This is a genomic window from Pseudomonas sp. PME37.24/006 (assembly GCF_055556635.1).
In genome coordinates this window covers 593,092-619,482 of the sequence record NZ_JBVHNL010000004.1, presented here as the reverse complement: position 1 = coordinate 619,482, position 26,391 = coordinate 593,092, and the positions used below count along the sequence as shown (strand labels likewise).

Below are 26,391 nucleotides of genomic sequence, written 5' to 3'. Positions count from 1 at the left end.
CGCTTACGCCTTGATCGTGCCCGCACACCTGACCCCGGTTTCAAGGGCTCAGGCTGTGACCGGGTTCGCGACGCGAGGTCAGTCAGCGAACCCATCGGTCTGTGCTAGGGTCTCTAGTCGATAACTGTTTCGACAAGAACAAGAGCAGGCTGCCGAGCCATGTCCCGAATGCAAAGAACGCTCGACCCGTCGTATGAGTTGATGGATGACCACGAAGGTCATTCGTTGATCTATCGCCAGCACGGCTTCCCCAGCCCGCTGGTGCGTTGGCATTTCCACAAGGAATACGAGCTGCACCTGATCGTTGCCAGTTCCGGCAAGGTGTTCATCGGCGACTACATCGGCAATTTCTCCCCCGATACCCTGTTTCTTACCGGTCCCAACCTGCCGCACAACTGGATCAGCCAGATGAGTGCCGGCGAGGCGGTGGCCGAGCGCGACATGCTGGTCAACTTCACCGACGAGGTGCTGGAAAGTGGCACTGCGGTATTCGCCGAACTCAAGGATCTGCAGCCGCTGCTCAGCCGTGCCCATTATGGCATCGAGTTCCGCTGCGAGCGCACTATCGCCGAGGCACGCCAGCTGCTGCAGCGTATCGCCGATTCCCAAGGCATGACCCGGCTGGGCAATTTCTTCATTCTCATGGAGCTGCTCGCCGCCTGCGACGACTACCAGTTGCTATCGGACAGAACCGCTGCGCAGCTGGCTGACGAGCACCACGTCGAACGTATCAACCGCGCGGTGGATTACATCTTCCAGCACTACGCCCAGGAACTGACCCAGGAAGAAGTGGCCGAGTACCTGGGCATGACGCCCACCTATTTCTCGCGTTTCTTCAAGCAGGCCACCGGGCGTGGCTTCGTCGAATTCGTCAATCGCATGCGGGTGAGCAAGTCCTGCGAGCTGCTGACCCAGAGCGACAAGCCGGTGACCCAGGTGTGTTTCGAGTCGGGCTTCAACAATATTTCCAACTTCAACCGGCGCTTCCAGCAACTCAAGGGCATGACACCCAGCGGCTATCGCAGGCTGGGTACGCAGCGGGTTACCGAGCAAAACCTGTACTGATTCTGTCGCTCTCATTCACCGGAAAGATGTCGAAAGGCTCGCGTTTGAGCCTTTCTGCTTCATTTGATGACTGCTGCCCGTTACCTGGTGAGTGCAAAAAAGTATCGGTTGCAGTGCAGTCGAGGCGTTGTCCGCGCTCGGTCGTAGGGGTGTAATCCGGGTCGGCCCACAAAAACAATAATGTCTCCCGAGGCTCAAGCAGCCAGGGAGAGGAGTTCAAGACCATGAACCACACGATCAAAGTATTGGTAGCCGCTTCATGCCTGTCGCTCACCGTTGGCGCGCAGGCCGCCGAGACCGTGACCATCGCCACGGTCAACAACAGCGACATGATTCGCATGCAGCGCCTGGCGAAAACCTTCGAAGAACAGAACCCCGACATCAAGCTCAAGTGGGTGGTGCTCGAAGAGAACGTGCTGCGTCAGCGCCTGACCACCGACATCGCCACCCAGGGTGGCCAGTTCGACGTGCTGACCATCGGCATGTACGAAGCGGCGCTGTGGGGCGAGAAGGGCTGGCTGGAGCCGATGACCGATCTGCCCGCCGACTACGCCCTCGAGGACGTATTCCCCTCCGTGCGTGAAGGCCTCTCGGCCAAGGGTCAGCTCTACGCCCTGCCGTTCTACGCCGAAGCATCCATCACCTACTACCGCAAGGATCTGTTCGAGCAGGCCGGGTTGAAGATGCCCGAACAGCCGACCTGGGATCAGATGGCCGAATTCGCCAGCAAACTGCACCAGCCCGACAAGGGCCAGTACGGTATCTGCCTGCGCGGCAAGGCCGGCTGGGGCGAGAACATGGCGCTGATCACCACCGTGGCCAATGCCTACGGCGCGCGCTGGTTCGATGAGCAGTGGAAGCCTGAATTCACCGGCAGCGAGTGGAAGAACGCGCTGAATTTCTACGTCGACACCATGAACAAGTACGGCCCGCCGGGCGCGTCGAGCAACGGTTTCAACGAGAACCTGGCGCTGTTCAACAGCGGCAAGTGCGCGATGTGGGTCGATGCCAGCGTGGCCGGCTCGTTCGTCACCGACAAGTCGCAAAGCAAGGTCGCCGATTCGGTGGGCTTTACCTTCGCGCCGACCCAGGTCACCGACAAGGGCGCCTCCTGGCTGTACTCGTGGGCGCTGGCGATCCCCACTAGCTCCAAGTCCAAGGAAGCCGCCAAGACCTTCAGCGCCTGGGCCACCTCCAAGGCCTACGGCCAGCTGGTCGCCGAGAAGGATGGCGTAGCCAACGTGCCGCCAGGTACCCGCGCTTCGACCTACAGCGATGCCTACATGAAGGCGGCGCCGTTCGCCAAGGTCACCCTCGACTCGCTGAAGAAGGCCGACCCGGCCAACCCCAGTGCCAAGCCCGTGCCTTACGTGGGTATCCAACTGGTGACCATTCCCGAGTTCCAGGCCATCGGCACCAGTGTCGGCAAGCTGTTCGCCGCCGCGCTTACCGGGCAGATGAAACCTGATCAGGCCCTGCAGGCAGCACAGCAGAGCACCGAGCGGGAAATGAAGCGCGCCGGGTATCCGAAGTAGCGGAACCGCGATCGTTCCCACGCTCTGCGTGGGAACGTATGTCGGGACGCTCCGCGTCCGTTGACCCGGTGTTACGCGGCGCGGAGCGCCACAGGCGGCGTTCCCACGCGGACGGTTCGACGCCTCGACGTGGGAACGATCAATCCGCTGTAGAACCGTCTTTCGGAGACACGATGAACACCATCGAAAATCCTGCAGAGCAGGCCCGCGAGCCGGCGCCGCGTAAGTCGCGACGCCTGGCGCCCGGCTGGTTTCTGGTCAGCCCCTCGGTCATCCTGCTGCTGATCTGGATGATCGTGCCCCTGGGTATGACCATCTATTTCTCGCTGATCCGTTACAACCTGCTGTACCCCGGCGAGAACGATTTCGTCGGGTTGGAGAACTTCGAATACTTCGTCACCGACCCCGCGTTCCTGTCTGGCGCGGGCAATACCCTGTTGCTGGTGGGCAGCGTGCTGCTGATCAGCGTGGTGTTCGGCGTGCTGATTTCCGCGTTGCTGGAGGCCAGCGAGTTCTTTGGCCGGGGTATCGTGCGGGTGCTGCTTATCTCGCCGTTCTTCATCATGCCGACGGTCAGTGCGCTGCTGTGGAAGAACCTGATCTTCCATCCGGTTTCGGGGATTCTTGCTGCCGTCTGGCAGTTCTTCGGTGCTCAGCCGGTTGACTGGCTGGCGCACCACCCATTGTTCTCGATCATCCTCATCGTGTCCTGGCAGTGGCTGCCGTTCGCCATCCTCATCCTGATGACCGCCATGCAGTCGCTCGACCAGGAGCAGAAGGAAGCTGCGCGCCTCGACGGTGCCGGACCGCTGGCCATTTTCTGGCACCTGACCCTGCCGCATCTGGCGCGACCGATTGCGGTGGTGGTGATGATCGAAACCATCTTCCTGCTCTCGGTATTCGCCGAGATCTACACCACCACCGGCGGCGGGCCGGGTTATGAGTCCACCAACCTCGCTTACCTGATCTACACCCAGGCGCTGCTGCAGTTCGACGTGGGCATGGCCTCCGCCGGCGGGCTGATCGCCGTGGTCATCGCCAATATCGCCGCCATTGTGCTGATTCGCATGATCGGCAAAAACCTGACCGATAAGCAGTGAGGGCCCTGACATGTTGACGCTCAAGCAATCCCGTCGCCTGCAGAGCCTGATCATCGGCACCCTGTCCTGGGCCATCGCCGCGTTGATCTTCTTTCCGATCTTCTGGATGGTACTGACCAGCCTGAAGACCGAGCTCGACGCCTTCGCCACGCCGCCACAGTTCATCTTCACGCCGACGTTGGAGAACTACCTGCACATCAACGAGCGCAGCAACTACTTCAGCTTTGCCTGGAACTCGGTGCTGATCTCCTTCTCGGCGACCCTGCTGTGCATGCTGATCGCGGTGCCAGCGGCCTACTCGATGGCCTTCTTCGAGACCAAGCGCACCAAAGGCACGCTGCTATGGATGCTGTCGACCAAGATGCTGCCGCCAGTCGGTGTGCTGGTGCCGATCTACCTGCTGGCCAAGCAGTTCGGCCTGCTCGATTCGCGTATCGCGCTGATCGTCATCTACACCCTGATCAACCTGCCGATCGTGGTGTGGATGGTGTACACCTACTTCAAGGACATCCCCGTGGAGATCCTTGAAGCGGCGCGCCTGGATGGGGCCACCACCTGGCAGGAGATCGTCCGCGTGCTGCTGCCCATCGCCCGCGGCGGCCTGGCCTCGACCATGCTGCTGTCGTTGATCCTGTGCTGGAACGAAGCCTTCTGGTCGCTCAACCTGACCAGCTCCGCCGCGGCACCACTGACCGCGCTGGTAGCGTCCTATTCCAGTCCCGAAGGCCTGTTCTGGGCCAAGCTTTCCGCCGTTTCGACGCTTGCCTGTGCGCCCATCCTGATCTTCGGCTGGATCAGCCAGAAGCAGCTGGTGCGCGGCCTGTCGTTCGGCGCCGTCAAGTGAGGGGCAGTCGATGCTTCTTCACGGCCGCGACGAATCCCGCTTTTGCACTGCGGGAGCGGCAAGGAGGAATTTTGATTATTGCAGGTAACAACTATGTAACGGCGGGCCGTGCAAAAGCGGGTTCGTCCCTTCGGGTTGCGCGCCAAATGGCGCGAGGCTTCGTTGCAGGACTTGATAAGGGGCGTCCATTACCCGCGTCCTGCGCCTCGCCTGACGCCATTTGGCGCGGCAACGCGACTCGCGCAGAAACACCGACAGCCCCTCAAGAGGATTCGATCCATGGCTGATTTGAAAATCCGCAACCTGAAGAAAGGCTTCGACGGCACGGCGATCATCAAGGGCATCGACCTGGATATCGAGAACCGCGAGTTCGTGGTGTTCGTCGGGCCGTCCGGCTGCGGCAAGTCCACGCTGCTGCGGCTGATCGCCGGGCTGGAGGAAGTGTCCAGCGGGACGATCACCCTCGACGGCACCGATATCACCGACACCGCGCCAGCCAAGCGCGACCTGGCGATGGTGTTCCAGACCTACGCCCTGTATCCGCACATGACCGTGCGCAAGAACCTGTCCTTCGCCCTCGATCTCGCCCGGGTGGGCAAGCAGGAGGTGCAGGAGAAGGTCGCCAATGCGGCGCGCATCCTCGAGCTGGACGCCCTGCTCGAGCGCAAGCCCAAGCAGCTCTCCGGCGGTCAGCGCCAGCGCGTGGCCATCGGCCGCGCCATCGTGCGCAATCCGAAGATCTTCCTGTTCGACGAGCCACTGTCCAACCTCGATGCCGCCCTGCGCGTGCAGACCCGCCTGGAACTGGCGCGCCTGCACAAGGAGCTGAAGGCGACGATGATCTACGTGACTCACGATCAGGTCGAGGCCATGACCCTGGCCGACAAGGTGGTGGTGCTCAACGGCGGCCGCGTGGAGCAGGTCGGTTCACCGCTGGAGCTCTACAACCACCCGGTCAACCTGTTCGTCGCGGGTTTTCTCGGCACGCCGAAGATGGGTTTCCTGCGCGGCCAGGTCGAGCGCGTCGATGCCGGTTTGTGCCAGATCCGCCTGGAAGGCGCCTCCACGCTGGATCTGCCGCTGGCAGGTACCGGCCTGGCGAGCGGCAGCCAGGTCACCCTGGGCATCCGCCCCGAGCACCTCAACGTGGTGCCTGCCGGCCAGGGCCGACTGCAGGCGACGGCGGACGTCAGCGAGCGTCTGGGCAGCGACACCTTCTGCCATGTCCGGGTAGGCGATGAGGTGCTCACCGTGCGCGTGCGCGGTGATTTCTCCCCGGCCTATGGCGAGCCCCTGGCGCTGGATTTCGATCCGGCCCACTGCCACCTCTTCAACGCCGATGGCCTGGCCATCGACAAACGCATCCAGGCTGGCCAGGCCGCCTGAAGCGCAGGAATGACCCCATGAAACTGACCCGCAAGAATCTCGCATCACTGGCCGCCGAGGTCGACGTACCGGCCTACGATCCGGCGGACGTGCGCCAGGGCATCGCCCACATCGGCGTCGGCGGCTTCCACCGCGCTCACCAGGCGATCTACACCGAAGCGCTGCTCAACCGTGGCGAAGCCCTCGACTGGGGCATCTGTGGCGTTGGCCTGCGGCGTGAGGATCGCGCCATGCAACAGGCGCTGGCCGAGCAGGATCACCTCTACACGATGTTCGTGCTGGGCGATGAGCCCGGTTTGGAAGTGCGCGTTGTCGGTGCCATCAACGGCATGCTGCTGGCCGAGGATTCGCCGGCCGCGCTGATCGACAAACTGGCTGACCCGGCGATCCGCATCGTCTCGCTGACCATCACCGAAGGTGGCTACTGCATCGACGACAGCAGCGGCGAGTTCATGGCCCATCTGCCGGACATCCAGCATGACCTGGCGCACCCGGATGCACCGCGTAGCGTCTTCGGGTTCCTCTGCGCCGCCCTGGCCAGGCGCCGTGCTGCCGGCACGCCGGCGTTCACGCTGATGTCCTGCGATAACCTGCCGCACAACGGCGCGGTGACCCGCAAGGCGCTGCTGGCTTTCGCCCACCTGGCCGACCACGAGCTGGCGACCTGGATCGACAGCCACGTCAGCTTCCCCAATGCCATGGTCGACCGCATCACGCCGATGACCAGCGACGCTCACCGTCAGCAACTGGCCGAGCGCCATGGCGTCGAGGATGCCTGGCCGGTGGTCTGCGAGCCGTTCCTGCAGTGGGTCCTCGAAGACAAGTTCGTCAGCGGCCGGCCCGCCTGGGAAAAGGTCGGCGTGCAGTTCACCGACGACGTCACGCCCTATGAGGAGATGAAGATCAAACTGCTCAACGGCAGCCACCTGGCGTTGACCTACCTGGGCTTTCTCAAGGGCTATCGCTTCGTTCACGAAGCCATGAACGATCCGCTGTTCCAGCGCTATGTGCGTACCTTCATGGATCTCGACGTGACCCCGCAACTGGCGGCGGTGCCGGGTATCGATCTGGAGGCCTACAAAGACACGCTGATCGAGCGCTTCTCCAACCAGGCCATCGCCGATCAGCTCGAGCGCGTCTGCTCGGACGGCTCGTCGAAGTTTCCCAAGTTCATCGTGCCGACCATCAACCGGCTGATCGAGGACGGTCGGCCGTTGGAGCGCGCGGCGCTGGTGGTCGCTGCGTGGGCGCTGTATCTCAAGGGGGTCGACGAGAAAGGCACCCGCTATCGCATTCCCGATCCGCGTGCCGAGTTCTGTCAGAAACTGGTGCAGGACGACGAGCGGGTCAGCGAGCGCGTGCTCGGCGTCGAGGTGATCTTCGGCACGGCCATCCCGCAGTCGGCGGCGTTCGTCACGGCCTTCGAGCTTTGCTACGACAGCCTGCGCAAGCTCGGTGTGACGCGCACCCTGCAAACCCTGCTGGCTGATTGAATCATGTACCTCGGCATCGATTGCGGCACCCAGGGCACCAAGGCGCTGGTGCTGGATATCCACAGTGGCCGGGTGCTCGGCGAGGGCAGCGCGGCGCACCAACTGATCAGCGGTGCCAACGGGCGTCGTGAGCAGGAACCGGCCGATTGGTTGCAGGCCTTCGAGCTGGCCACCGCGCGGGCGTTGCAGCAGGCCGGCGTGTCGGGTCGCGAGATCCTCGGCATTGGCGTGTCCGGGCAGCAACACGGCCTGGTGCTGCTCGATGCCAAAGGCGAAGTGCTGCGTCCTGCCAAGCTGTGGTGCGACACCGAATCAGCGCCCGAGAACGCTCATCTGCTGGATTTTCTCGGTGGTGACAGCGGCTCGCTCGAGCGCCTTGGCCTCGCTATCGCGCCGGGCTACACGGTATCGAAACTGCTGTGGACCCGTGATCACCATCCTGAAGTGTTCGCCCGTATCGCCCACATCCTGCTGCCCCACGACTACCTGAATTACTGGCTGACCGGACGTTTCTGCGCCGAGTACGGCGATGCCTCGGGCAGCGGTTATTTCAACGTGCGCACCCGTGCCTGGGATAGCGAACTGCTCGAGCTGATCGATCCGAGCGGCGCCCTGGTGCGGGCCTTGCCTGAGTTGCTCGAATCGCATCGCTGCGTCGGCCCGATTCGCCCGCAGATCGCCGAGCGCCTCGGCCTCAACCCCAGGGCGCTGGTGGCCAGCGGCGGTGGCGACAACATGATGGGCGCCATCGGCACAGGCAATATCGCCCCTGGCGCCATCACCATGAGCCTCGGCACATCCGGCACGGTATACGCCTACGCCGATCAGCCGCGGGTCAGCCCGCATCCGCAGGTGGCGACTTTTTGTTCGTCATCCGGTGGCTGGCTGCCGTTGATCTGCACCATGAACCTGACCAACGCCAGCGGTGCGATTCGTGAATTGCTGGGGCTGGATATCGATGCCTTCGGCGCGCTGGTCGGCGAAGCGCCCATTGGCGCCGGCGGCGTGCTGATGCTGCCATTTCTCAACGGCGAACGGGTGCCGGCGCTACCGCGTACCAGCGGCAGCCTGCATGGCCTGACGACTGACAATCTGACCCGCGCCAATCTCTGTCGCGCGGTGGTGGAAGGCACTACCTTCGGCTTGCGCTACGGTCTCGACCTGCTGCGCGACAGCGGCATCCGCAGCGATGCCATCCGCCTGATCGGTGGCGGCGCGAAGAGCGCCACATGGCGGCAGGTCGTCGCCGACATCATGGACGCGCCAGTGGCCTGCCCGCAGCACACCGAAGCGGCGGCCCTCGGTGCGGCGATCCAGGCAGCCTGGTGCGCGAGTCATGAACACGGCGAGGCACTGAGCCTGGATGACCTGTGCGAGCGCTGCGTGACCCTGGACGAAACCCGCAGCGCACAACCCGACGCGCTGCGCAGTCGGGCTTACGAGGGCGTCTATCAACGCTACCGTGAGCAGGTGCGACAGCTGCAATGAATCCATTCCGGCGGCCTTTCGCCGTCGGCTCTTTCCTGCGCGAGCGCGCCTTCTGTGATGCGGAGACTCCATGTACCTGGTATGCGGCGAAGCCCTGTTCGATTTCTTCTGCGACCCTGGCGAGCGCAGCAGCGAGCTGAATTTCCAGGCCCTGGCCGGTGGTTCGCCGTTCAACGTAGCGGTCGGCCTGCGCCGGCTGGGCGTGGAGTCAGCCCTGTTCGGCGGTATTTCCAGCGATTACCTCGGCCAGCGCCTGCGCCAGGTGCTGGAGGAGGAGGGCGTGAGCGATCGTTACCTGATCGCCAGCGAGGCGCCGACCACCATGGCCATGGTCGCGCTGGATGCCAAGGGCTCGCCGCAGTACATGTTTCGCGGCGAGGGTTGTGCGGATCGACAGTTGCTCCCCGAGCATCTGCCCGCTCTGGACGAGCAGGTCACCGGCCTGCACGTCGGCTCCTATTCGCTGGTCGTACCGCCAGTTGGCGATACCTTGCTGGCGCTGGTCGAACGCGAAAGCCAACGCCGGCTGATCACCCTGGATCCCAACGTACGTCTCAATCCTGCGCCGGATATCGAGCGCTGGCGCCAGCGAATTGAATCTTTTGCCGCCCACGCGCATCTGATCAAGGTCAGCGAGGAAGACCTGGAGCTGCTCTATCCCGGTATCGAGCCGCTGACGAGCGTCGAGCGCTGGTTGGCCCAGCGTTGCCAGGTGGTGTTTCTGACCCGTGGCAGCGACGGGGCGAGCGTGTTCAGTCGGCAGCATGGGCACTGGTCAGTGCCGGCGCGCCAGGTGGTCACGCGTGACACGGTGGGAGCGGGGGATACCTTCCAGGCGGCGATCATCGCTTACCTGGTGCAGCATGGGCTGGACAGCCCGACTGCCCTCGCTGCGTTGTCTCGTGAGAGGCTCGATGCGATGCTTGATTTTGCGGTGCAGGCCGCGGCGTTGACCTGTTCACGGGTTGGTCCGCAGTTGCCGTATCGCCATGAACTGGAGCGTTATCAGGCCGTTGAGGGACACCAGGCGTAGTAGGCAATTTTCAGCGCAGTATTTTGCCAACGCCGGATACCCATGCGGCATGTAATTGAATTCGCGAGGTCAGCCTGGCTGGCCCGAACCAAGGAGTCTTCATGCCGTACCTTTCATCATCGCTGGATGTCACGCAATTGCCGAGCTGGCAGGCCCTGGTCGCCCACCGCGAGCGCCTCGCCAGTTTCAGCATGCGCCAGGCCTTCGCCGCTGACCCGCAGCGTTTCGAGAATTTCAGCCTGAGCGGCTGCGGGCTGTTTCTGGATTACTCGAAGAACCTGATCAATACCGAGACCCGCGAGCTGCTGGTCAATCTGGCCCGTGAAGTGGGGCTAGAGCGGGGCATTCGGGCGCTGTTCGACGGCGAGCTGCTGAACAACACCGAGAAGCGCCCGGCACTGCATACCGCGCTGCGTCGTCCGTTGGGTGACAAGGTGCAGGTCGACGGCGTCGACATCATCCCCGAGGTGCAGCGCGTGCTGCAGCAGATGACCGAGCTGGTCGGGCGCATCCACGACGGCCTGTGGCGCGGTTACACCGAGAAGCCCATCACCGACGTGGTGAACATCGGCATCGGTGGCTCCTTCCTCGGCCCGCAACTGGTCTCCGAGGCGCTGCTGCCCTTCGCCCAGCGCGGTGTGCGCTGCCACTACCTGGCCAATATCGACGGCAGCGAGTTCCACGAGCTGTCCGCCAAGCTGCGTGCCGAGACCACGCTGTTCATCGTCTCGTCGAAGTCCTTCGGCACCCTGGAAACCCTCAAGAATGCCCAGGCCGCTCGCGGCTGGTACCTGGCTCAGGGTGGCTCCGAGGCCGAGCTGTATCGCCACTTCATCGCCGTGTCGAGCAACCGCGAAGCAGCGGTGGGCTTCGGCATTCGTGAAGAGAACATCTTCCCGATGTGGGACTGGGTTGGCGGGCGCTACTCGCTGTGGTCGGCCATCGGTTTGCCGATTGCGCTGTCCATCGGCATGTCCAACTTCAAGGAGCTGCTGTCCGGTGCCTACCGCATGGACGAGCACTTCCAGACCGCGCCGTTCGAAGAGAACATGCCGGTACTGCTGGCCCTGCTCGGCGTCTGGTACGGCAACTTCTGGAACGCCCAGAGCCATGCCATCCTGCCGTACGACCACTACCTGCGAAACATCACCAAGCACCTGCAGCAGCTGGACATGGAATCCAACGGCAAGAGCGTGCGCAAGGATGGCGAGCCGGTCACCACTGCCACCGGGCCGGTGATCTGGGGTGGTGTGGGCTGCAACGGCCAGCACGCCTACCACCAGCTGCTGCATCAGGGCACCCAGTTGATTCCGGCGGATTTCATCGTGCCGGTGAGCAGCTACAACCCGGTCGCCGACCACCAGCAGTGGCTGTACGCCAACTGCCTGTCGCAGAGCCAGGCGCTGATGCTCGGCAAGTCTCGCGAGGAAGCCGAGGAAGAGCTGCGCGCCAAGGGTGTGAACGAGGAAGAAGTGCAGCGCCTGGCGCCGCACAAGGTGATCCCTGGCAACCGTCCGAGCAACACCCTGGTCATGGAACGCGTCAGCCCACGGCGCCTGGGCGCTCTGATCGCCATGTACGAGCACAAGGTGTTCGTGCAGAGCGTTATCTGGGGCAACAACGCCTTCGACCAGTGGGGCGTGGAGCTGGGCAAGGATCTTGGCAAGGGCGTTTATTCGCGCATGGTCGGCAGCGAAGAAACGCGTGCGGAAGACGGCTCCACCCAGGGCCTGATCGACTTCTTCCGCGGTCGTCACCGCGGCTGATTGCTCCGAAGTACCTTTGCCTGAAGCGGCTTTTGCGCAGCCATATGCGCAAAAGCCGCCCGGCATTTCTCCCTTTGATCAGTGTTTTGCCTGGCCGTGCGTGGCCGGCCTTGCTCTGCTCATGCATGACTTTTCTGATCAAAGGCCGCTCGGTGTAACACTGCGGACATCTGCACGCTTTTACATGGGATAGGTTTAAGGCCCGTGCTAGAGCAGTTGCTTGCAGAGCCAGGGTAAGCCTGGCTCGGTGGCATGCAGTTACATATCGCCAACCAATTTGGATCGCTTTTCTTGTGATTAAGGTTGGTTTAAGCCTTCATGGGTAAATTCGTCTGCGATGTGACTGAATAGTCACGAAGCAAACTGCCATCAGATGGCAAGTCAATATCACGACTGAAACCAGGAGGCACCATGAGCGAGCGCATTCGTTCCATCCGATCCGCCACACCCCCGGCAGCCGGCAAGCAGACCGCGGAAGATGCCCTGCAGACCCTGCTTGATGGCTTTCAGCGCTTTCGTACCGAAGTCTTTCCCGAGCAGCGCGAGCTGTTCAGCAAGCTGGCCCACCAACAAAGCCCACGGGCCATGTTCATCACCTGCGCGGATTCGCGCATCGTTCCCGAATTGATTACCCAGAGCGATCCTGGCTCGCTGTTCGTGACCCGCAATGTCGGCAACGTGGTACCGCCGTACGGGCAGATGAACGGTGGTGTATCCACCGCCATCGAGTACGCGGTGATGGGCCTAGGCGTGCAGCACATCATCATCTGTGGGCATTCCGATTGCGGCGCCATGAAAGCGGTGCTGGCGCCTGACACCATCGAGCGCATGCCGACGGTCAAGGCCTGGCTGCGCCACGCCGAAGTCGCCAAGACCGTGGTGGCCGACAACTGTGGTTGCGCCGATCACTCCACGCTGGGCGTGCTCACCGAAGAGAACGTGGTGGCCCAGCTCGACCACCTGCGCACGCACCCGTCGGTAGCGGCGCGCCTGGCCAGCGGCCAGCTGTTCATCCACGGCTGGGTTTACGACATCGAGAACTGCACCATCAAGGCCTATGACGCCGAGCGTGGCGAGTTTCTGCCTCTCGATGGCGACACCGCTCCCAACGCCAGCCCCCGAGCGCGTTACCTGGCTTCCTAGCCGACCCGACAGGACGTCACCCGGTGGCCATGAATCGACCCGTGGGTTAATCCCGCCAACAATCGACAGCCGTGTTCGGGTCTGCTCCGTCATGTACGACGGTGATAGACCCTTGGGTTTTGACTGCCTACCTGCCAGACGGCGAGCGTTGCTTGTCGTCGTGACCTTTACGTGCGCCGTACCCGCAGGAGACCGCACCATGACCCTAGCTTCTTTCAAATCCGCGCTACCCCGTGATGCCCTGGCATCCATCGTGGTATTTCTCGTTGCCCTGCCGCTGTGCATGGGTATCGCCATCGCGTCTGGCATGCCGCCGGCCAAAGGCCTGATCACCGGGATCATCGGTGGCCTGGTGGTCGGTTGGCTGGCCGGTTCGCCGCTGCAGGTCAGCGGCCCGGCTGCCGGCCTCGCCGTGCTGGTGTTCGAATTGGTACGCACCCACGGCCTGGCCATGCTCGGGCCGATTCTGCTGCTCGCTGGTCTGCTGCAACTGATCGCCGGGCGCCTGCGACTGGGCTGCTGGTTTCGCGTTACGGCACCGGCAGTGGTGTACGGCATGCTTGCCGGTATCGGCATCCTGATCGTGCTTTCACAGTTGCACGTGATGTTCGATGTAAAACCCCAGGCGTCCGGCCTGGACAACCTGCTGGCCTTCCCCGATACGGTGCGCCAGGCGATTCCCGGCCTTGGTGGCGGCAGCGCCATGGCGGCAGCCCTGCTGGGTTTCGGCACCATCGCCTGCATGTTCCTGTGGGACAAGTTGCGCCCCAACAGCCTGCGTTTTCTGCCTGGTGCATTGCTGGGTGTTGCGTCGATGACGCTGATCAGCCTGTGGATGAACCTGGGCGTGGCGCGGGTCGAAGTGCCGGCCACGCTGAGCGATGCCATCGACTGGGTAAAGCCCGCCGACCTGCTTAACCTCGCCAATCCGCACATTCTGCTGGCCGCAGTCGTGGTGGCCTTCATCGCCAGTGCGGAAACCCTGTTGTCTGCCGCGGCGGTGGATCGCATGCACAGTGGCGCACGCTCCAATATGGATCGTGAGCTATCCGCTCAGGGGATCGGCAACATGCTCTGCGGTGTGCTCGGCGCCTTGCCGATGACCGGGGTCATCGTGCGCAGTTCGGCCAATGTGCAGGCCGGCGCGCGCACCCGCATGTCGGCCATCCTGCACGGGGCCTGGTTGCTGGCGTTCGTGATGCTGCTGCCCGGCGTGCTGCAGAGCATTCCCATCGCATCGCTCGGCGGGGTACTGGTGTACACCGGGTTCAAACTGGTCGACATCAAGGCAATCCGCAGCCTTGGCCGCTATGGGCGCGCGCCGGTATTCATCTACGCGGCCACTGCCATCGGCATCGTCACAGTCGACCTGCTCACTGGTGTGTTGATCGGCTTCGCGCTGACCCTGGTCAAACTGGCCGGCAAGGCCTCGCGCCTGAAGGTCAATATCAACCAGCTCGGCCCAGATGAAGCGGAGTTGCGCCTTATCGGCTCCGCCACTTTCCTCAAGGTGCCGCACCTGGCCAGCGTGCTGGAGGGTATCCCGCCGACCACTCGCCTGTATGTGCCGCTGGACAAGCTCAGCTACGTCGATCATGCCTGCATGGAGTTGCTCGACGACTGGGGCCGCGCGGCAGAGCAGCAGGGCGGTGCGCTGCTGATCGAACGCCACGGCCTCAACCGACGGCTGGAAGGTCGCACACTGAGCATGCGTCGCGCGGTGGCCTGATAGCCCGCGGGCTTCAGCTGCAAATGTGCAGCGTGGAGCCTGCCCGCTTCATGCGCGCCTGCTGCAATGGCAGGCGCAACTCTGTTCACCGTGACAGCTGGCCGCAGGCGCCAATGCGACCTTGGCGCTCAGTATCTGGTACCTTTTCCCGCTGTTCATCGCCTACCGGCTGATCTCATCTGCCTGGCCGACGTGCCATATGCGTGTCGATCGGGGCTATCTGGCCAGACTGGGCGATCACCTTTCACTCAGACCATCGTGGCCGCCATGACCCGAAAGCAAATCACCGTATTCGTCCTGATCGCCATTACCGCGCTGGTGCTCGGCCTTGCCGTCAATCAGGTGCTCAGCAGCAAGTCGAAAAGCGATCCCGCCGCGTTGCTCAGCGCCGGCATCGTGATGCTGCCGCAACACCGCCAGGTACCAGCGCTGGACTTCGTCGACCAAGACGGCCAGACCTTTTCGACTGGCCAGCTCAAGGATCAATGGAGCCTGCTGTTCTTCGGTTACACCTTCTGCCCGGACATCTGCCCGGCGACGCTGGCCCAACTGCGCCAACTGCGTTCGGAAATCCCGGAGGAGGCCTGGAACAACCTGCGCATCGTGCTGGTGACCGTCGACCCGAACCGTGATACCCCAGAACAGATGAAAAAGTACCTGGGCTATTTCGATGCCGGTTACATGGGCCTGATAGGCGAGCCGGACACCATCCAGAAACTGGCCAACGCGGTGAGCATTCCCTATATCCCGGCTGACACCAGCAAGGAAAACTACCTTGTCGACCACAGCGGCAACCTCGCCGTCATCGGCCCGGACGGCACCCAGCGTGGCTTCATTCGTGCGCCGATCAATGTCGAAAAACTGGCCGCACAGTTGCCGGGTTTGATTCGCAAAGACTGAAAGAATGGGGCCTGTACGGCCCCATTTTTCATTTCGCGAACAGTTGGCTCATATCCTTGAACGCCTTGAACTCCAAGGCGTTGCCGCACGGGTCGAGGAGGAACATGGTGGCCTGTTCGCCCACCTGGCCCTTGAAGCGCACGTAGGGTTCGATCACGAACGCCGTCTCGCGCTCTTGCAGGCGCTGCGCCAGGGCTTCCCACACCGGCCAGTCGAGAATCACGCCGAAGTGCGGCACCGGTACGTCGTGGCCGTCTACCGGGTTGCTGACGGCCGATTCCTGGTACGCCATCTTCGGCGCCTCGTGGATCACCAACTGGTGACCGAAGAAATCGAAATCCACCCAGTGGTCGCTGCTGCGGCCTTCGGCGCAGCCAAAGACGTCGCCATAGAAATGTCTGGCGGCTGCCAGGTCGTAGACCGGAATGGCCAGGTGAAACGGGGAGAGTGCCATGATCAGGCTCCTTAGGTCGGTGCCAGTCGATTTTAGATGCAAGAATTTTGATTAAAAGCGAATATTCTTGCCGTCCAGCTCAAATGAAATCGATCAATGCTCCGCGAATTGAAAACCTTCATCGCCGTCGCCCGCTATGGCACCTTCGCCGCCGCCGGGTTGCGTGTGGGCCTGACCCAATCCGCCGTGAGCGCACAGATGCGCGTGCTGGAGCAGAGCCTGGGCGTGCGCCTGTTCGATCGCAGCGGACGCAGCGCCGTGCTGAGTGCGGGCGGGCGCCATGCGCTGCCGCTGGCCGAGCAGATCCTTGGCCTGTATGCGCAGATGGCCCTGCCTACCGTATTGGCGGAATGGCAGGGTGAATTGAAGATCGGCGCCATCGCCAGCGTGCAGACCGGATTGTTGCCCGAAGCGCTGGTGCGGTTTCGCACCCAGGCTTCGCAGGTGGAGCTGAAGCTGGTTCCCGGGGTTTCTCTCGACCTGCTGGGTCAGGTGGATGCCGGCGAACTGGATCTGGCCGTGCTGATCCGCCCGCCGTTCGAATTGCCCAAGGAGCTGCTGCAGGTAGAACTGGTACGCGAGCCTTTCGTGTTGATCGCGCCCCCCGAGCTTCCCGGCGATGACCCGTTGCAACTGCTGCGTGAGCAGCCCTTCGTGCGCTACGATCGGCGCTCCTTCGGCGGCCGCCAGGCCGAACGCTTCCTGCGCGAGCAGCGCCTGACGCCTCGCGAGGCACTGGAGCTGGATGAACTGGAAGCCATCGTGCGCATGGTCGAGTGTGGCCTGGGCGTTTCCCTGATTCCCCGCGCCGGGCTCTGGTGCCAGCGGCCCACGACGTTGCGCGTGCTGGAGTTGGGTGAGCTGACTTTCCATCGTGAGTTGGTGGCGATCTTGCGCCGGGCACAGCGCCAGCCGGCACTGGACTGGCTGCTGCAGTGCCTGGCAGCACCATCCGCCGACAATTCGACTTATGATCAGCGCTCATGCCTAGAGGATGGTGTATGAACAAGGATATCGGCGAGATCAGCGGTGCCTGCCATTGTGGCGGGGTGCGCTTTCAGGTGACGCTGAGCAACGGCCTGCATACCGCGCGGCGCTGCAACTGCTCCTATTGCCGTATGCGCGGCGCGGTGGCGGTATCGGCCGAGCTGGCGGATTTTCGCGTGCTGCAGGGCGCAGAGTTGCTGACGGTCTATCGATTCAATACCAAGAGCGCGGAGCATTACTTCTGCTCGCGCTGCGGTATCTACACCCACCATCAACGCCGCTCCAATCCTCATCAGTACGGCGTCAACGTGGCGTGCCTCGAAGGTGTCAGCCCGTTCGACTTTGCCGAGGTGCCGGTCAGCGATGGCATCGCCCACCCGAAGGACGATCCCTCTGGCGCCGGACCGCGGCAGGCTGGCGTGCTGCGCTTTATCCCGTCGTGAGCGTGCAGCCCGCCGTGCAGAAATGAAAATGCCGCGTAGCTCGAAGGCTACGCGGCATCGGGTACTGCAGGAGTGGTATTACGGCAATCAGAACGCCGGAACGACCGCGCCTTTGTATTTTTCCAGGATGAAGGCTTTCACTTCGTCGCTGTGCAGGGCCTTGACCAGCTTCTGTACGGCGGCGCTGTCCTTGTTGTCTTCACGAGTAACCAGGATGTTGACGTACGGCGAGTCGCTGCCTTCGATGGCCAGGGCGTCCTGGGTCGGGTTCAGCTTGGCTTCCAGCGCGTAGTTGGTGTTGATCAGCGCCAGGTCGACTTGGGTCAGAACGCGCGGCAGGGTCGCGGCTTCCAGTTCACGCACCTTGATGCTCTTCGGGTTCTCGGCGATGTCTTTCGGTGTGGAGAGGATGTTGTTGGCGTCCTTGAGCGTGATCACGCCTGCCTTCTGCAGCAGCAGCAGGGCACGGCCGCCATTGGTGGCGTCGTTGGGGATCACCACGTTGGCGCCTTGCGGCAGGTCTTTCAGATCCTTGATCTTGCTCGAGTAGGCGCCGAACGGTTCGACGTGCACACCGCCTACGCTGACCAGGGTGGTACCACGGCTCTTGTTGAACTCGTCCAGGTAGGGCTGGTGCTGGAAGAAGTTGGCGTCCAGGCGCTTCTCAGCGACCTGTACGTTGGGCTGTACGTAGTCGGTGAACACTTTGACGTCCAGCTCCACGCCTTCTTTGGCCAGTGCCGGTTTGACGAAGTTGAGGATCTCCGCGTGCGGCACGGCCGAAGCAGCGACGGTCAGAGTTTCAGCCTGGGCGGCGCTGGAAAAGGCTGCGACGACAGCCAGGGCAGTAAGCAGTTTTTTCATCATTTGACTCCTTGAGATGAGGCGGCGTGGCGGCAAAGTGCCGGTCGTCCGTTCCAGCTGTTTTATTTACGAGAGAAGTGCACCACCAGCCGATCACCGATGGTTTGCAGAATTTGTACGAGCACCACCAGCAGCGCCACGGTCACGAACATCACGTCCGGCTGGTAACGCTGGTAGCCGTAACGCACCGCCAGGTCGCCCAGGCCGCCGCCGCCGATCAGGCCACTCATCGCGGTGTAGGACACCAGGGTGATGGCGGTGACGGTGACCGCCGCCAGAATGCCCGGCAGGGCCTCGGGCAGCAGGGCGTTGAAGATGATCTGTCGGGTGCTGGCACCCATCGCCTGGGTCGCTTCGATGATGCCGCGGTCGACCTCACGCAACGCGGTTTCCACCAGACGTGCGAAGAACGGCGTGGCACCGACCACCAGTGGTGGAATGGCCCCGGCAACGCCCAGTGATGTGCCGGTGATCAATACCGTGACCGGGATCAGCAGGATCAGCAGGATCACGAAAGGCACTGAACGCAAGATGTTCACCAGCAGTGAGACCACCGCATAGAGCGCCTTCTGTTCGAACATCTGCCGTGGCCCGGTGAGGAACAGCAGCACGCCGAGGGGCAGGCCGAACAGCACGGTGAACAGCATGGAGGCGCCGAGCATGTTCAGGGTGTCGAGGCTGGCCTGCCAGATTTCCAGCCAGTCGACGTTGGGCAGTAAGGCTTCCATCAGCGCAGAACCTCCAGGTGCACGTCGGCCGCTTCGAAGCGAGCCAGGGCCGCGTCGATATCGCCGCCGCTCAGTGCCAGGGTCAGCTGGCCGTAGGGCGTGTCCTTGATGCGGTCGATACGCCCGGCAAGGATGCTGTAGTCGATACCAGTTTCCCGGGCGACCTGGCCGAGGATCGGCGAATAGGTCGAGTCACCCTGAAAGGTCAGGCGCAGGATGCGGCCTTGAACATGGGCGAAGTCGTCGCGCTGCTCGTTTTCGTCGACATGATCTGCTTCTTGCACGAAACGCTTGGTGGTGGCGTGCTGCGGATGCAGGAAGACGTCGGCGACGGCACCCTGTTCGACGATCACGCCCGCATCCATCACCGCCACGCGGTCGCAGACGCGGCGAATCACGTCCATTTCATGGGTGATCAGGACGATGGTCAGGCCCAGCTCGCGGTTGATCTCGGCCAGCAGCTGCAGCACCGACGCGGTGGTCTGGGGGTCGAGGGCGCTGGTGGCCTCGTCGCAGAGCAGAATCTTCGGCCGGGTCGCCAGGGCGCGGGCGATGCCCACACGCTGTTTTTGCCCGCCAGACAGCTGCGCCGGGTACTTGTTGGCGTGATCCTGGAGGCCAACGCGCTCGAGCAGGGCGGCAACGCGCTGCTCGATCTCCGCGTTTGCCACGCCAGCCAGCTTCAAGGGCATGGCGACGTTGGCGGCAACGGTCTTGGAAGACAGCAGGTTGAAGTGCTGGAAGATCATGCCGACCTGCTGGCGGAACTTGCGCAGGCCATCGGCACCGAGGGCGGTCACGTCCACGCCGTCGATATCGATGCGCCCGCCCGAAGGCTCTTCGAGGCGGTTGATCAGGCGCAGCAGGGTACTCTTGCCTGCACCGGAGTGACCGATGATGCCGAATACTTCGCCACGGTCGATGTGCAAATCGCAGGGTTGCAGGGCGGGGATATCGCGGCCACTGACGCGGTACGCCTTGTGAACCTGATGGAAATCGATCACGCGTTAAACCTTTTGGGTTCGTCGTTTTTGCCGGATAGGCATATAGATTAGATGCGCTAGTTTATCCGGCGCTTGTTAGGCCTCAAAGATCTTTGTAGGCCTATGTTTATAGCTAAAAAGCTGGTTGAAGTGTGCCGCTCCAGGCAGCACATCCATTCAGCTACCGATTGCGCGAACTCAGTATCAGGTGGGGCACCTGGACGGGTTTTACCGCATGGCTGAGGGTCAGCTTGAAGGTCGGGTCGCGTTTCATCACCCGTGCTTCGAGCAGGCTAGTGACGCGGCGCAGATCTTCGGCGCTGCGCACCTGGATATGTACGGTGCGGTCGAAGGTCACCACATCCGCAGCCACCGCATCGAGGCGTTCGAACAAAGCGGCCTCATCACGGCTATCCAGCATCGGCAGGCTGATTTCGCTGCGTGTGGCGGCAGGATCGATCAGCTTCGCCGGTACTTCCGGCTGCGCATCGGCGGCACGGGTTGCGGCTGCCTGTGCCTCGGCAGCCTGGCGCAACAGGCGCAGCTGTTCCTGGCGTGCGGCCTGAGCCTGCTCACCGGCCTGGCGTGCCTGCTCGACTGCGCTCAGCTCGGCTTCACGGGCCTTGCCGATAGCGCCATCGAGGCCGGTGGTCAGCGCCGGGGCCTTGGGCATCAGGTTGCGAGCGTGACCGAGGGATTTGGCGGCCTTGTCGAGATCGCCGTTTTCCAGGGCTTTCTGACCTTCCTGCAGATAGGCTTCCGAGAGGCGTCGCTGAGCGTGCAGCACTGCGGCGGGGTCACCGCCCTGCTGCAGCGCCTCGAACTGCGCCTCGGCCTCGGCCAGCCGGCCGCTGGCAAGGTTGTCGTCGAACTGTTCCTGGGCACTGGGCGCAACCGCCACGGTAGCCGGAACTGCCACTGGTTCGGCTTCCTGGCGGCTCTGGCAGCCGACCATCAGCAGCACCAGTACGGCCAGGGCGGCACGGCTTATGGAGAACGATGTCATGGTCGCGAGTCTCGATTTGTGCAAAAAACACGCAATTCTACACGCTGGCTCATGCGCTGACCAAATTCTGCAGCTCAGGCCCTGCGGCGCGGCAGTACGAAACTGAGCAGGAACAGGCTGGCCGCGGAAACCACGATGGACGGGCCGGCCGGGGTGTCCTTGAACCAGGACAGACTCAGACCGCAGCACACCGCCACGATTCCCAGCAGGCTGGCGCCAAACGCCATTTGCTCCGGCGTGCGCGCGTGCCGCTGGGCGGCGGCGGCGGGAATGATCAGCAACGAGGTGATCAGCAGCACGCCGACGATCTTCATCGCCACGGCGATGACGATGGCGATGAGCAGCATCAGGCCGAGGCGGATCGCTGCCACTGGCAGGCCTTCGACCCTGGCCAGTTCCTCGTGCACGGTGATCGCCAGTAGCGGACGCCACATCAGCACCAGCAGGATCAGTACCAGAGCACTGCCGGCAAGAATCCAGGCCAGATCGGTGGTGCTGACGGCGAGCAGGTCGCCGAACAGGTAGCCCATCAGGTCGATGCGCACGTCGCGCATGAAACTCAGCACCACCAGGCCCAGTGATAGCGTGCTGTGGGCGAGGATGCCGAGCAGCGTGTCGCTGGCCAGCGGCTGGCGTGTCTGCAGGGTGACCAGCAGGATCGCCAGCAGCACGCAGCCGACGGTCACCGCGAAGGTCGGGCTGACGTCCAGCATCAGCCCTAGGGCCACACCGAGCAGCGCTGCGTGGGACAGGGTGTCGCCGAAGTAGGCCATGCGCCGCCACACCACGAAGGAGCCCAATGGGCCGGCGACCAGCGCCAGGGCGAGGCCAGCGAGCAGGGCGTTGAGCAGAAAATCAGCCATGCTTGCAGCCATCTCCGTGTACGTGGGGGCGAACCGGGCCGTTGATGGCCAGGCCCGGTTTTTCGCTGACCACGCCGCCATGCAGGTCGTGTTCATGGTCGTGGTGGTGGTGATAGACCGCCAGGCTCTGGGCATCACGGCCGAACAGTTCGACGAAGGCCGGGTCGAAGCTGACCTGCTCGGGGTGGCCGGAACAGCACACGTGACGGTTCAGGCACACCACCTGATCGGTGGTGCTCATTACCAGATGCAAATCGTGGGAGACCATCAGCACGCCGCAGCCGTGGCGGTCACGCAGTCGGGTGATCAGCCGATACAGCTCGGCCTGGCCGGCTACGTCAACGCCTTGGACAGGCTCGTCGAGCACCAGCAGCTGCGGCTCGCGCAGCAGGGCACGAGCCAGCAGCACGCGTTGCAGTTCGCCACCAGAGATACCTTGCAGCGGGCTGTCGAGCACCTGGCTGGCACCCACCTCCGCCAGCGCCGCCTGGGCGCGGGCACGGTCTACGCCGGGTACCAGGCGCAGAAAGCGCAGCACGCTGAGCGGCAAGGTCGGGTCGACGTGCAGTTTCTGCGGCATGTAGCCGATACGCAGCTTGGGCTTGCGCCAGACGCTGCCGCTGTCCTGCTTGAGCAGGCCGAGCACGGCGCGTACCAGGGTGGTCTTGCCGGCGCCATTGGGGCCGATCAGGGTGACGATCTCGCCGGGTTTGATGGTCAGCTCGACGTTATCGAGCACCGTCTGCCCGGAGAAACCGACAGTCACGCCTTCGAGGCGAATCAGCGCGTCGCTCATTTGCTGCCTTGGCAGCCTGCGCACAGGCCGACAACTTCCACGGTCTGGCTCTCGACAGTGAAGCCGACACCCTTGGCGCCCGTGACGATGGCATCGCTGATCGCTGTCTGTTCCAGCTCCACGGCCGCGTTGCAATTGCGGCAGATCAGGAACTGGCTCTGGTGAGCGTGCGCCGGATGGCTGCAGCCAACGAAGGCGTTGAGCGAGGCGATACGGTGCACCAGGCCGTTTTCCAGAAGGAAATCCAGGGCGCGGTAAACGGTCGGCGGCGCGGCGCGGCGGCCGTCTTCCTCGCTGAGCACGCCAAGAATGTCGTAGGCGCCTAGCGGCTTGTGGCTAGCCCATACCAGCTCCAGCACCCGCTTGCGCAGGGCGGTCAGGCGCAGACCCTGGCGAGCGCAGATGGCCTCGGCTTCGGCCAGCGCGTGGCTGACGCAATGGGAGTGGTCATGTGGGCGCGATGCCAAAGGCGGCACGACGCTGACGGGTTTGTACATGGCGAGGGCCTCGAAGCGTAGGACGTTATTCTATTACGCATCGTCGCTCGGATGCCACGCATGTGCCGATGACTGCTCTGTGGATAAAACGATGTCTCGCTCAGCGGATGCCAAATTCTCGCAATAGGATGTTATTGTATTACCCCTTTGTACGCCGAATGAATCTTTGCCCATGCCACTGCGTTTGCTCTCGTCACTGCTATTTCTTCTTGCTCTTGCCGCAGGCGCTGCTCAGGCCGAAGTGCGCGTACTCACCAGCATCAAACCGCTGCAACTGATAGCCGCTGCCGTGCAAGACGGCGTGGGCGAACCCGAGGTTTTGCTGCCGCCGGGGGCGTCGCCGCATCACTACGCGCTGCGCCCATCTGACATGCGCAAGGTGCAGGAAGTGGATCTGCTGTATTGGATCGGCCCAGACATGGAGAGCTTCATGCCTCGCGTGCTGGCTACCCGTGAGAAAACCAGCGTCGCCGTGCAGAGCCTACCGGACATGACACTGCGCCATTTTGGCGAGGAACATGGCGACGATCACGATCACGATCACGATCACGATCACGGCGACGAGCTGGCTGCCGAAGAGGTTGGCGAGCATGACCATGATCATCGTCCCGGCAGCCTGGACGCCCATCTGTGGTTGTCATCGGCCAATGCGCGGGTGATCGCGGCACGCATGGCGACCGACTTGAGCAAGGCTGACCCAGCCAATGCCGCGCGCTATCAAGCCAACCTGGCATCGTTCGACAAGCGCCTCGATGCGCTGGAGCCGCGCCTGCAGGCGCAGCTCCAGCCGCTGGCGGCCAAACCGTTCTTCGTATTCCATGAGGCGTTCGACTACTTCGAAGCCGCTTACGGCCTCAAGCATGTCGGTGTGTTCAGTGTGGCCAGCGAAGTGCAGCCGGGTGCTCGTCACGTGGCGGCGATGCGTGAGCAACTGCAGCGCGTAGGGCCGAGCTGCGTGTTCAGCGAGCCACCGCTGCGCCCGCGTCTGGCCGAGACCCTGACTGCTGGCTTGCCGGCTACTCTCGCCGAGCTCGACGCCATGGGCGCGGCGGCACCGATCAGCGCGGCCGGTTATGAAAGCCTGCTGCAAGAGTTAGCCGATGGTTTTAGTGGCTGCTTGGGTCAGCTTTAAAACCGGGTGTCCATAATTCACAGAGGCTCGGATCGCTCACTCGGCGTCTTGCCTGTTGGTATTACGCCGACGCCACAGATAGATCGTCAGCGCGACCAGGCCCAGTACGGCGAGCGCCGCCGCGCTGTTGCCCAGGTCATGCTCGAGCAGTGACTCGCCAAGCACCACAAAGGCCACTGCATAAACGCCGGTGATCAGCCCCGACACCGCGAAGTAGATCCAGAAGGGAACCCCGGCCATCCCGAGCAGATAGTGCTTGATGAAGATGGGCACGCCCGGGGCCAGTTTGACCAGCAGCGTAAAACGCAGCGCACCTTCACCCTTCTCGAAGTCGGGAATGCTATAGCGAGTGCGTGCGAGTAGGCGACTTAGCCAGGGCCGCAGGCCGCTGCGCGCTATCCAGTAGCACAGCAGCAGATTGGCCGACAGGGCGACCGCGCTGCCGGCAAGCCCGGTATGCACGCCGAAGGTTGCCCCGGCGACGATGAAGAAGGGTGTGATCGGCACACCCAGCGCCGGTAGTATCGCCATGGCGAAGAAAAACGGCAGCACCCCAGCCTCTTCGCGCCAGGCGATGAACGCCTGATGATCCCAGGCGTTCCAGATCAGTACGGCGAGCACCAGCAAGACGATCGCGCCAAGAATACGCAGTGCCCAGGTGGCGGGTGTTGCGGGCGCCGGGCGCCCTTTGTGATTGGGCGTCGGTGATTGCATGAGGGCCCGCTGCAAGGTCATGAAGCTGACTCGATTTCGCGCGAGTCAGTGGAGATCGAGCTGCCAGCCGCGTTTTACCGGTAGCAGCGGATGAGAGCCGCAGCATAGGGGCAAGCGCTCGAACGCTACAAGCGCTGAGCCAGGGCATGCGCGACTGGATGCTACAGACGCCTGGCCCCAGGGGTGATCTAAAGCGCGAATGGCAGTGCTAGGTCGACGTGTTGACGCTCTGCCAGACGTCGCTGGAATTCGGCAGGGTCGTGGATCAATACGTCCTGGCCGGCAAAGGCCTCGGCAGCGATCAGCCGTGACAGCCAGAAACGCACGCAACCGATGCGCAGCAGGGCAGGCCACAGCTCGGCTTCAGCGGCGCTGAACGGGCGCAGTGCGGCATAGGCGCCGAGCAGCGCGCGAGTGCGCTCGGCATTCAGGCGCCCCTGCTCGTCCGAGCACCAGTCGTTCACGGCGATGGCCAGGTCATAGAGCATCGGCCCCGAACAAGCGTTGTAGAAGTCGATCACTCCGCTCAGGTGCGTGCCTTCGAACAGGCAGTTGTCGCGAAACAGATCGGCATGCAGGTTGGCACCCGGCAGCTTGCGCACGCGGTTCTGCAGTGTCGCGATCTCTTCCAGCGCGCTATTCAGCAGGCTGGTCTGCTCGGCCGGTAGCCGCTGGGCCAGCGCTGCGCCTTCGTGCAACATCCACTCCAGGCCCCGATCACTCTTGCGCGATAGAGGATGTTCGCGGGTAGCCAGATGAATGCGCGCTAGCAGGCCGCCGATTTCCTGGCAATGGTGGGCGTTGACCGCGCTGATGTGCTTGCCGCTCAGTCGTGGCTGCAGCAGCGCCGGCTTGCCAGCCAGGCTGCGCAGGGCTGCGCCACTGTCGGTGCGCAGTGCGTAGGGCACCGGCAGGCCAGCGGCGTGGAGCACGTCCAGCAGCTCGATGAAGAACGGCAGGTCGTCGCTTGGCCCGCGCTCGATCAGGGTCAGCACGAACTCGCCCTGCTCCATGCTGACGAAGAAGTTGCTGTTTTCGCTACCGGCCTCGATGCCCTGAAAATCGAGCAGACGGCCGAGCCCGTAGGGCGCGAGAAACGTGTCCAGTTGCGGACGTTGCAGCGGGGTGAACACCGACATGAATTGACTGCCTTACCAGCTGAAGATTTCCCAGGCCGGGATCAGCATGTCCGGCGAATCGGAGCGCACGAAGCTACCGTCACTGCCGTCAGACCGAACCAGGAAATAGGGTTTGCCACCTTTGGGGGTGACCTTGATGGCGTAGAGGAAGCCGTTGACCCGGTACTCCTCCACGGTACGGTCGCCGTCCTGGCGGATGGTGACATCGGGTTCCGCCGAGGGCGCATCACTGGCCTGCGCAACGAACGGCACTGCGGCCAGCACGGCAAGCAGGATCAAGCGATTGAAGAGTCCCATGGTAAC

The 26,391-nt window shown here is 63.1% G+C and carries 26 protein-coding genes; 15 read left to right on the top strand and 11 right to left on the bottom strand.

All coding sequences use genetic code 11. The annotated features are described in order from the left end of the window. The first annotated feature begins 159 nt into the window (after nucleotides 1–159). From ACZ3GY_RS18950 to ACZ3GY_RS18895, 12 genes are all read left to right on the top strand, one after another. Nucleotides 160–1,065: a helix-turn-helix domain-containing protein gene (locus ACZ3GY_RS18950; RefSeq protein WP_465911573.1), complete on the top strand. Its 906-nt coding sequence runs from the start codon at nucleotides 160–162 to the stop codon at nucleotides 1,063–1,065. Between the two features lie 224 nt (nucleotides 1,066–1,289). Continuing rightward, nucleotides 1,290–2,600 (top strand): ABC transporter substrate-binding protein, encoded by a 1,311-nt coding sequence (locus tag ACZ3GY_RS18945; RefSeq protein WP_465911572.1) that lies wholly within the window; start codon nucleotides 1,290–1,292, stop codon nucleotides 2,598–2,600. A 173-nt stretch (nucleotides 2,601–2,773) separates the two neighbouring features. Next, the gene (locus ACZ3GY_RS18940) at nucleotides 2,774–3,700 is read left to right on the top strand and encodes a carbohydrate ABC transporter permease (RefSeq protein ID WP_465911571.1); all 927 of its coding nucleotides are present in this window, start codon (nucleotides 2,774–2,776) and stop codon (nucleotides 3,698–3,700) included. Between the two features lie 10 nt (nucleotides 3,701–3,710). Next, nucleotides 3,711–4,544, top strand: a complete 834-nt coding sequence (locus ACZ3GY_RS18935) for a carbohydrate ABC transporter permease (RefSeq protein WP_225837133.1) — start codon at nucleotides 3,711–3,713, stop codon at nucleotides 4,542–4,544. A 279-nt stretch (nucleotides 4,545–4,823) separates the two neighbouring features. After that, the gene (locus ACZ3GY_RS18930) at nucleotides 4,824–5,930 is read left to right on the top strand and encodes an ABC transporter ATP-binding protein (RefSeq protein ID WP_465911570.1); all 1,107 of its coding nucleotides are present in this window, start codon (nucleotides 4,824–4,826) and stop codon (nucleotides 5,928–5,930) included. A gap of 17 nt (nucleotides 5,931–5,947) precedes the next feature. Beyond that, nucleotides 5,948–7,423, top strand: coding sequence for a mannitol dehydrogenase family protein (locus tag ACZ3GY_RS18925; protein ID WP_465911569.1), 1,476 nt, complete (start codon nucleotides 5,948–5,950; stop codon nucleotides 7,421–7,423). Between the two features lie 3 nt (nucleotides 7,424–7,426). Further along, nucleotides 7,427–8,911: a xylulokinase gene (gene xylB, locus ACZ3GY_RS18920; protein WP_465911568.1), complete on the top strand. Its 1,485-nt coding sequence runs from the start codon at nucleotides 7,427–7,429 to the stop codon at nucleotides 8,909–8,911. Nucleotides 8,912–8,981: 70 nt separating this feature from the next. Further along, on the top strand, nucleotides 8,982–9,944 hold the full coding sequence (locus tag ACZ3GY_RS18915) for a carbohydrate kinase family protein (RefSeq protein WP_465911567.1): 963 nt from the start codon (nucleotides 8,982–8,984) through the stop codon (nucleotides 9,942–9,944). 101 nt (nucleotides 9,945–10,045) lie between these two features. Then, nucleotides 10,046–11,710 carry a glucose-6-phosphate isomerase gene (gene pgi, locus ACZ3GY_RS18910; protein WP_465911565.1) on the top strand — a complete coding sequence of 555 codons (1,665 nt, stop codon included), beginning with the start codon at nucleotides 10,046–10,048 and terminating at the stop codon, nucleotides 11,708–11,710. A 411-nt stretch (nucleotides 11,711–12,121) separates the two neighbouring features. Continuing rightward, nucleotides 12,122–12,853: a carbonic anhydrase gene (locus ACZ3GY_RS18905; protein ID WP_465911563.1), complete on the top strand. Its 732-nt coding sequence runs from the start codon at nucleotides 12,122–12,124 to the stop codon at nucleotides 12,851–12,853. A gap of 199 nt (nucleotides 12,854–13,052) precedes the next feature. Further along, complete coding sequence (locus ACZ3GY_RS18900; RefSeq protein ID WP_465911561.1) at nucleotides 13,053–14,582, top strand: SulP family inorganic anion transporter; 1,530 nt, start codon at nucleotides 13,053–13,055, stop codon at nucleotides 14,580–14,582. 267 nt (nucleotides 14,583–14,849) lie between these two features. Next, nucleotides 14,850–15,482 carry an SCO family protein gene (locus ACZ3GY_RS18895; RefSeq protein ID WP_465911559.1) on the top strand — a complete coding sequence of 211 codons (633 nt, stop codon included), beginning with the start codon at nucleotides 14,850–14,852 and terminating at the stop codon, nucleotides 15,480–15,482. Between the two features lie 28 nt (nucleotides 15,483–15,510). Here ACZ3GY_RS18895 and ACZ3GY_RS18890 read toward each other — a convergent pair whose 3' ends face one another. Then, nucleotides 15,511–15,936 (bottom strand): VOC family protein, encoded by a 426-nt coding sequence (locus tag ACZ3GY_RS18890; RefSeq protein ID WP_225837150.1) that lies wholly within the window; start codon nucleotides 15,934–15,936, stop codon nucleotides 15,511–15,513. A gap of 96 nt (nucleotides 15,937–16,032) precedes the next feature. Between ACZ3GY_RS18890 and ACZ3GY_RS18885 the strand changes: the two genes are divergently transcribed. Next, complete coding sequence (locus ACZ3GY_RS18885) at nucleotides 16,033–16,941, top strand: LysR family transcriptional regulator (RefSeq protein ID WP_465911556.1); 909 nt, start codon at nucleotides 16,033–16,035, stop codon at nucleotides 16,939–16,941. Further along, nucleotides 16,938–17,366, top strand: coding sequence for a GFA family protein (locus ACZ3GY_RS18880; protein ID WP_465911555.1), 429 nt, complete (start codon nucleotides 16,938–16,940; stop codon nucleotides 17,364–17,366). The genes ACZ3GY_RS18885 and ACZ3GY_RS18880 overlap by 4 nt, the downstream gene beginning before the upstream one ends. An 87-nt stretch (nucleotides 17,367–17,453) precedes the next feature. On the opposite strand, the gene ACZ3GY_RS18875 is transcribed toward ACZ3GY_RS18880, so the two are convergent. From ACZ3GY_RS18875 to ACZ3GY_RS18845, 7 genes are all read right to left on the bottom strand, one after another. After that, a complete protein-coding gene (locus tag ACZ3GY_RS18875; RefSeq protein WP_465911553.1) occupies nucleotides 17,454–18,230 on the bottom strand; it encodes a MetQ/NlpA family ABC transporter substrate-binding protein in 777 nt (258 codons plus the stop codon). 62 nt (nucleotides 18,231–18,292) lie between these two features. Continuing rightward, nucleotides 18,293–18,958 (bottom strand): methionine ABC transporter permease, encoded by a 666-nt coding sequence (locus ACZ3GY_RS18870; RefSeq protein WP_465911552.1) that lies wholly within the window; start codon nucleotides 18,956–18,958, stop codon nucleotides 18,293–18,295. Continuing rightward, nucleotides 18,958–19,962 (bottom strand): methionine ABC transporter ATP-binding protein, encoded by a 1,005-nt coding sequence (locus ACZ3GY_RS18865; RefSeq protein ID WP_465911551.1) that lies wholly within the window; start codon nucleotides 19,960–19,962, stop codon nucleotides 18,958–18,960. The genes ACZ3GY_RS18870 and ACZ3GY_RS18865 overlap by 1 nt, the downstream gene beginning before the upstream one ends. A 160-nt stretch (nucleotides 19,963–20,122) precedes the next feature. After that, complete coding sequence (locus ACZ3GY_RS18860) at nucleotides 20,123–20,947, bottom strand: PA5502 family lipoprotein (RefSeq protein ID WP_465911550.1); 825 nt, start codon at nucleotides 20,945–20,947, stop codon at nucleotides 20,123–20,125. 74 nt (nucleotides 20,948–21,021) lie between these two features. Further along, nucleotides 21,022–21,810: a zinc ABC transporter permease subunit ZnuB gene (gene znuB / locus ACZ3GY_RS18855; RefSeq protein ID WP_463562831.1), complete on the bottom strand. Its 789-nt coding sequence runs from the start codon at nucleotides 21,808–21,810 to the stop codon at nucleotides 21,022–21,024. After that, entirely contained in the window at nucleotides 21,803–22,606 is an 804-nt protein-coding gene (znuC, locus tag ACZ3GY_RS18850) for a zinc ABC transporter ATP-binding protein ZnuC (RefSeq protein ID WP_465911548.1), read from the bottom strand. Before znuC ends, znuB begins: the two co-directional genes overlap by 8 nt. Then, complete coding sequence (locus ACZ3GY_RS18845) at nucleotides 22,603–23,103, bottom strand: Fur family transcriptional regulator (RefSeq protein ID WP_465911547.1); 501 nt, start codon at nucleotides 23,101–23,103, stop codon at nucleotides 22,603–22,605. The genes znuC and ACZ3GY_RS18845 overlap by 4 nt, the downstream gene beginning before the upstream one ends. 172 nt (nucleotides 23,104–23,275) lie before the next feature. Between ACZ3GY_RS18845 and znuA the strand changes: the two genes are divergently transcribed. Continuing rightward, the gene (znuA, locus tag ACZ3GY_RS18840) at nucleotides 23,276–24,235 is read left to right on the top strand and encodes a zinc ABC transporter substrate-binding protein ZnuA (RefSeq protein WP_465911545.1); all 960 of its coding nucleotides are present in this window, start codon (nucleotides 23,276–23,278) and stop codon (nucleotides 24,233–24,235) included. A 36-nt stretch (nucleotides 24,236–24,271) separates the two neighbouring features. On the opposite strand, the gene ACZ3GY_RS18835 is transcribed toward znuA, so the two are convergent. From ACZ3GY_RS18835 to ACZ3GY_RS18825, 3 genes are all read right to left on the bottom strand, one after another. After that, entirely contained in the window at nucleotides 24,272–24,970 is a 699-nt protein-coding gene (locus tag ACZ3GY_RS18835) for a TVP38/TMEM64 family protein (RefSeq protein WP_465911544.1), read from the bottom strand. A 167-nt stretch (nucleotides 24,971–25,137) separates the two neighbouring features. Next, complete coding sequence (locus ACZ3GY_RS18830; RefSeq protein ID WP_465911543.1) at nucleotides 25,138–26,088, bottom strand: homoserine kinase; 951 nt, start codon at nucleotides 26,086–26,088, stop codon at nucleotides 25,138–25,140. A 12-nt stretch (nucleotides 26,089–26,100) separates the two neighbouring features. Next, on the bottom strand, nucleotides 26,101–26,385 hold the full coding sequence (locus ACZ3GY_RS18825; RefSeq protein WP_465911542.1) for a DUF2782 domain-containing protein: 285 nt from the start codon (nucleotides 26,383–26,385) through the stop codon (nucleotides 26,101–26,103). Nucleotides 26,386–26,391: the final 6 nt, after the last annotated feature.

What these genes read in the sequence shown, in the direction of transcription:
- ACZ3GY_RS18870 (WP_465911552.1), bottom strand. Translation starts at nt 18,958, where the DNA reads ATGGAAGCCTTACTGCCCAACGTCGACTGGCTGGAAATCTGGCAGGCC.
- ACZ3GY_RS18895 (WP_465911559.1), top strand. Translation starts at nt 14,850, where the DNA reads ATGACCCGAAAGCAAATCACCGTATTCGTCCTGATCGCCATTACCGCG.
- ACZ3GY_RS18835 (WP_465911544.1), bottom strand. Translation starts at nt 24,970, where the DNA reads ATGACCTTGCAGCGGGCCCTCATGCAATCACCGACGCCCAATCACAAA.
- ACZ3GY_RS18935 (WP_225837133.1), top strand. Translation starts at nt 3,711, where the DNA reads ATGTTGACGCTCAAGCAATCCCGTCGCCTGCAGAGCCTGATCATCGGC.
- ACZ3GY_RS18945 (WP_465911572.1), top strand. Translation starts at nt 1,290, where the DNA reads ATGAACCACACGATCAAAGTATTGGTAGCCGCTTCATGCCTGTCGCTC.
- ACZ3GY_RS18860 (WP_465911550.1), bottom strand. Translation starts at nt 20,947, where the DNA reads ATGACATCGTTCTCCATAAGCCGTGCCGCCCTGGCCGTACTGGTGCTG.
- ACZ3GY_RS18905 (WP_465911563.1), top strand. Translation starts at nt 12,122, where the DNA reads ATGAGCGAGCGCATTCGTTCCATCCGATCCGCCACACCCCCGGCAGCC.
- ACZ3GY_RS18890 (WP_225837150.1), bottom strand. Translation starts at nt 15,936, where the DNA reads ATGGCACTCTCCCCGTTTCACCTGGCCATTCCGGTCTACGACCTGGCA.
- pgi (WP_465911565.1), top strand. Translation starts at nt 10,046, where the DNA reads ATGCCGTACCTTTCATCATCGCTGGATGTCACGCAATTGCCGAGCTGG.
- znuC (WP_465911548.1), bottom strand. Translation starts at nt 22,606, where the DNA reads ATGAGCGACGCGCTGATTCGCCTCGAAGGCGTGACTGTCGGTTTCTCC.
- ACZ3GY_RS18925 (WP_465911569.1), top strand. Translation starts at nt 5,948, where the DNA reads ATGAAACTGACCCGCAAGAATCTCGCATCACTGGCCGCCGAGGTCGAC.
- ACZ3GY_RS18940 (WP_465911571.1), top strand. Translation starts at nt 2,774, where the DNA reads ATGAACACCATCGAAAATCCTGCAGAGCAGGCCCGCGAGCCGGCGCCG.
- znuB (WP_463562831.1), bottom strand. Translation starts at nt 21,810, where the DNA reads ATGGCTGATTTTCTGCTCAACGCCCTGCTCGCTGGCCTCGCCCTGGCG.
- ACZ3GY_RS18950 (WP_465911573.1), top strand. Translation starts at nt 160, where the DNA reads ATGTCCCGAATGCAAAGAACGCTCGACCCGTCGTATGAGTTGATGGAT.
- ACZ3GY_RS18830 (WP_465911543.1), bottom strand. Translation starts at nt 26,088, where the DNA reads ATGTCGGTGTTCACCCCGCTGCAACGTCCGCAACTGGACACGTTTCTC.
- znuA (WP_465911545.1), top strand. Translation starts at nt 23,276, where the DNA reads ATGCCACTGCGTTTGCTCTCGTCACTGCTATTTCTTCTTGCTCTTGCC.
- ACZ3GY_RS18845 (WP_465911547.1), bottom strand. Translation starts at nt 23,103, where the DNA reads ATGTACAAACCCGTCAGCGTCGTGCCGCCTTTGGCATCGCGCCCACAT.
- ACZ3GY_RS18885 (WP_465911556.1), top strand. Translation starts at nt 16,033, where the DNA reads ATGCTCCGCGAATTGAAAACCTTCATCGCCGTCGCCCGCTATGGCACC.
- xylB (WP_465911568.1), top strand. Translation starts at nt 7,427, where the DNA reads ATGTACCTCGGCATCGATTGCGGCACCCAGGGCACCAAGGCGCTGGTG.
- ACZ3GY_RS18915 (WP_465911567.1), top strand. Translation starts at nt 8,982, where the DNA reads ATGTACCTGGTATGCGGCGAAGCCCTGTTCGATTTCTTCTGCGACCCT.
- ACZ3GY_RS18875 (WP_465911553.1), bottom strand. Translation starts at nt 18,230, where the DNA reads ATGAAAAAACTGCTTACTGCCCTGGCTGTCGTCGCAGCCTTTTCCAGC.
- ACZ3GY_RS18930 (WP_465911570.1), top strand. Translation starts at nt 4,824, where the DNA reads ATGGCTGATTTGAAAATCCGCAACCTGAAGAAAGGCTTCGACGGCACG.
- ACZ3GY_RS18825 (WP_465911542.1), bottom strand. Translation starts at nt 26,385, where the DNA reads ATGGGACTCTTCAATCGCTTGATCCTGCTTGCCGTGCTGGCCGCAGTG.
- ACZ3GY_RS18900 (WP_465911561.1), top strand. Translation starts at nt 13,053, where the DNA reads ATGACCCTAGCTTCTTTCAAATCCGCGCTACCCCGTGATGCCCTGGCA.
- ACZ3GY_RS18880 (WP_465911555.1), top strand. Translation starts at nt 16,938, where the DNA reads ATGAACAAGGATATCGGCGAGATCAGCGGTGCCTGCCATTGTGGCGGG.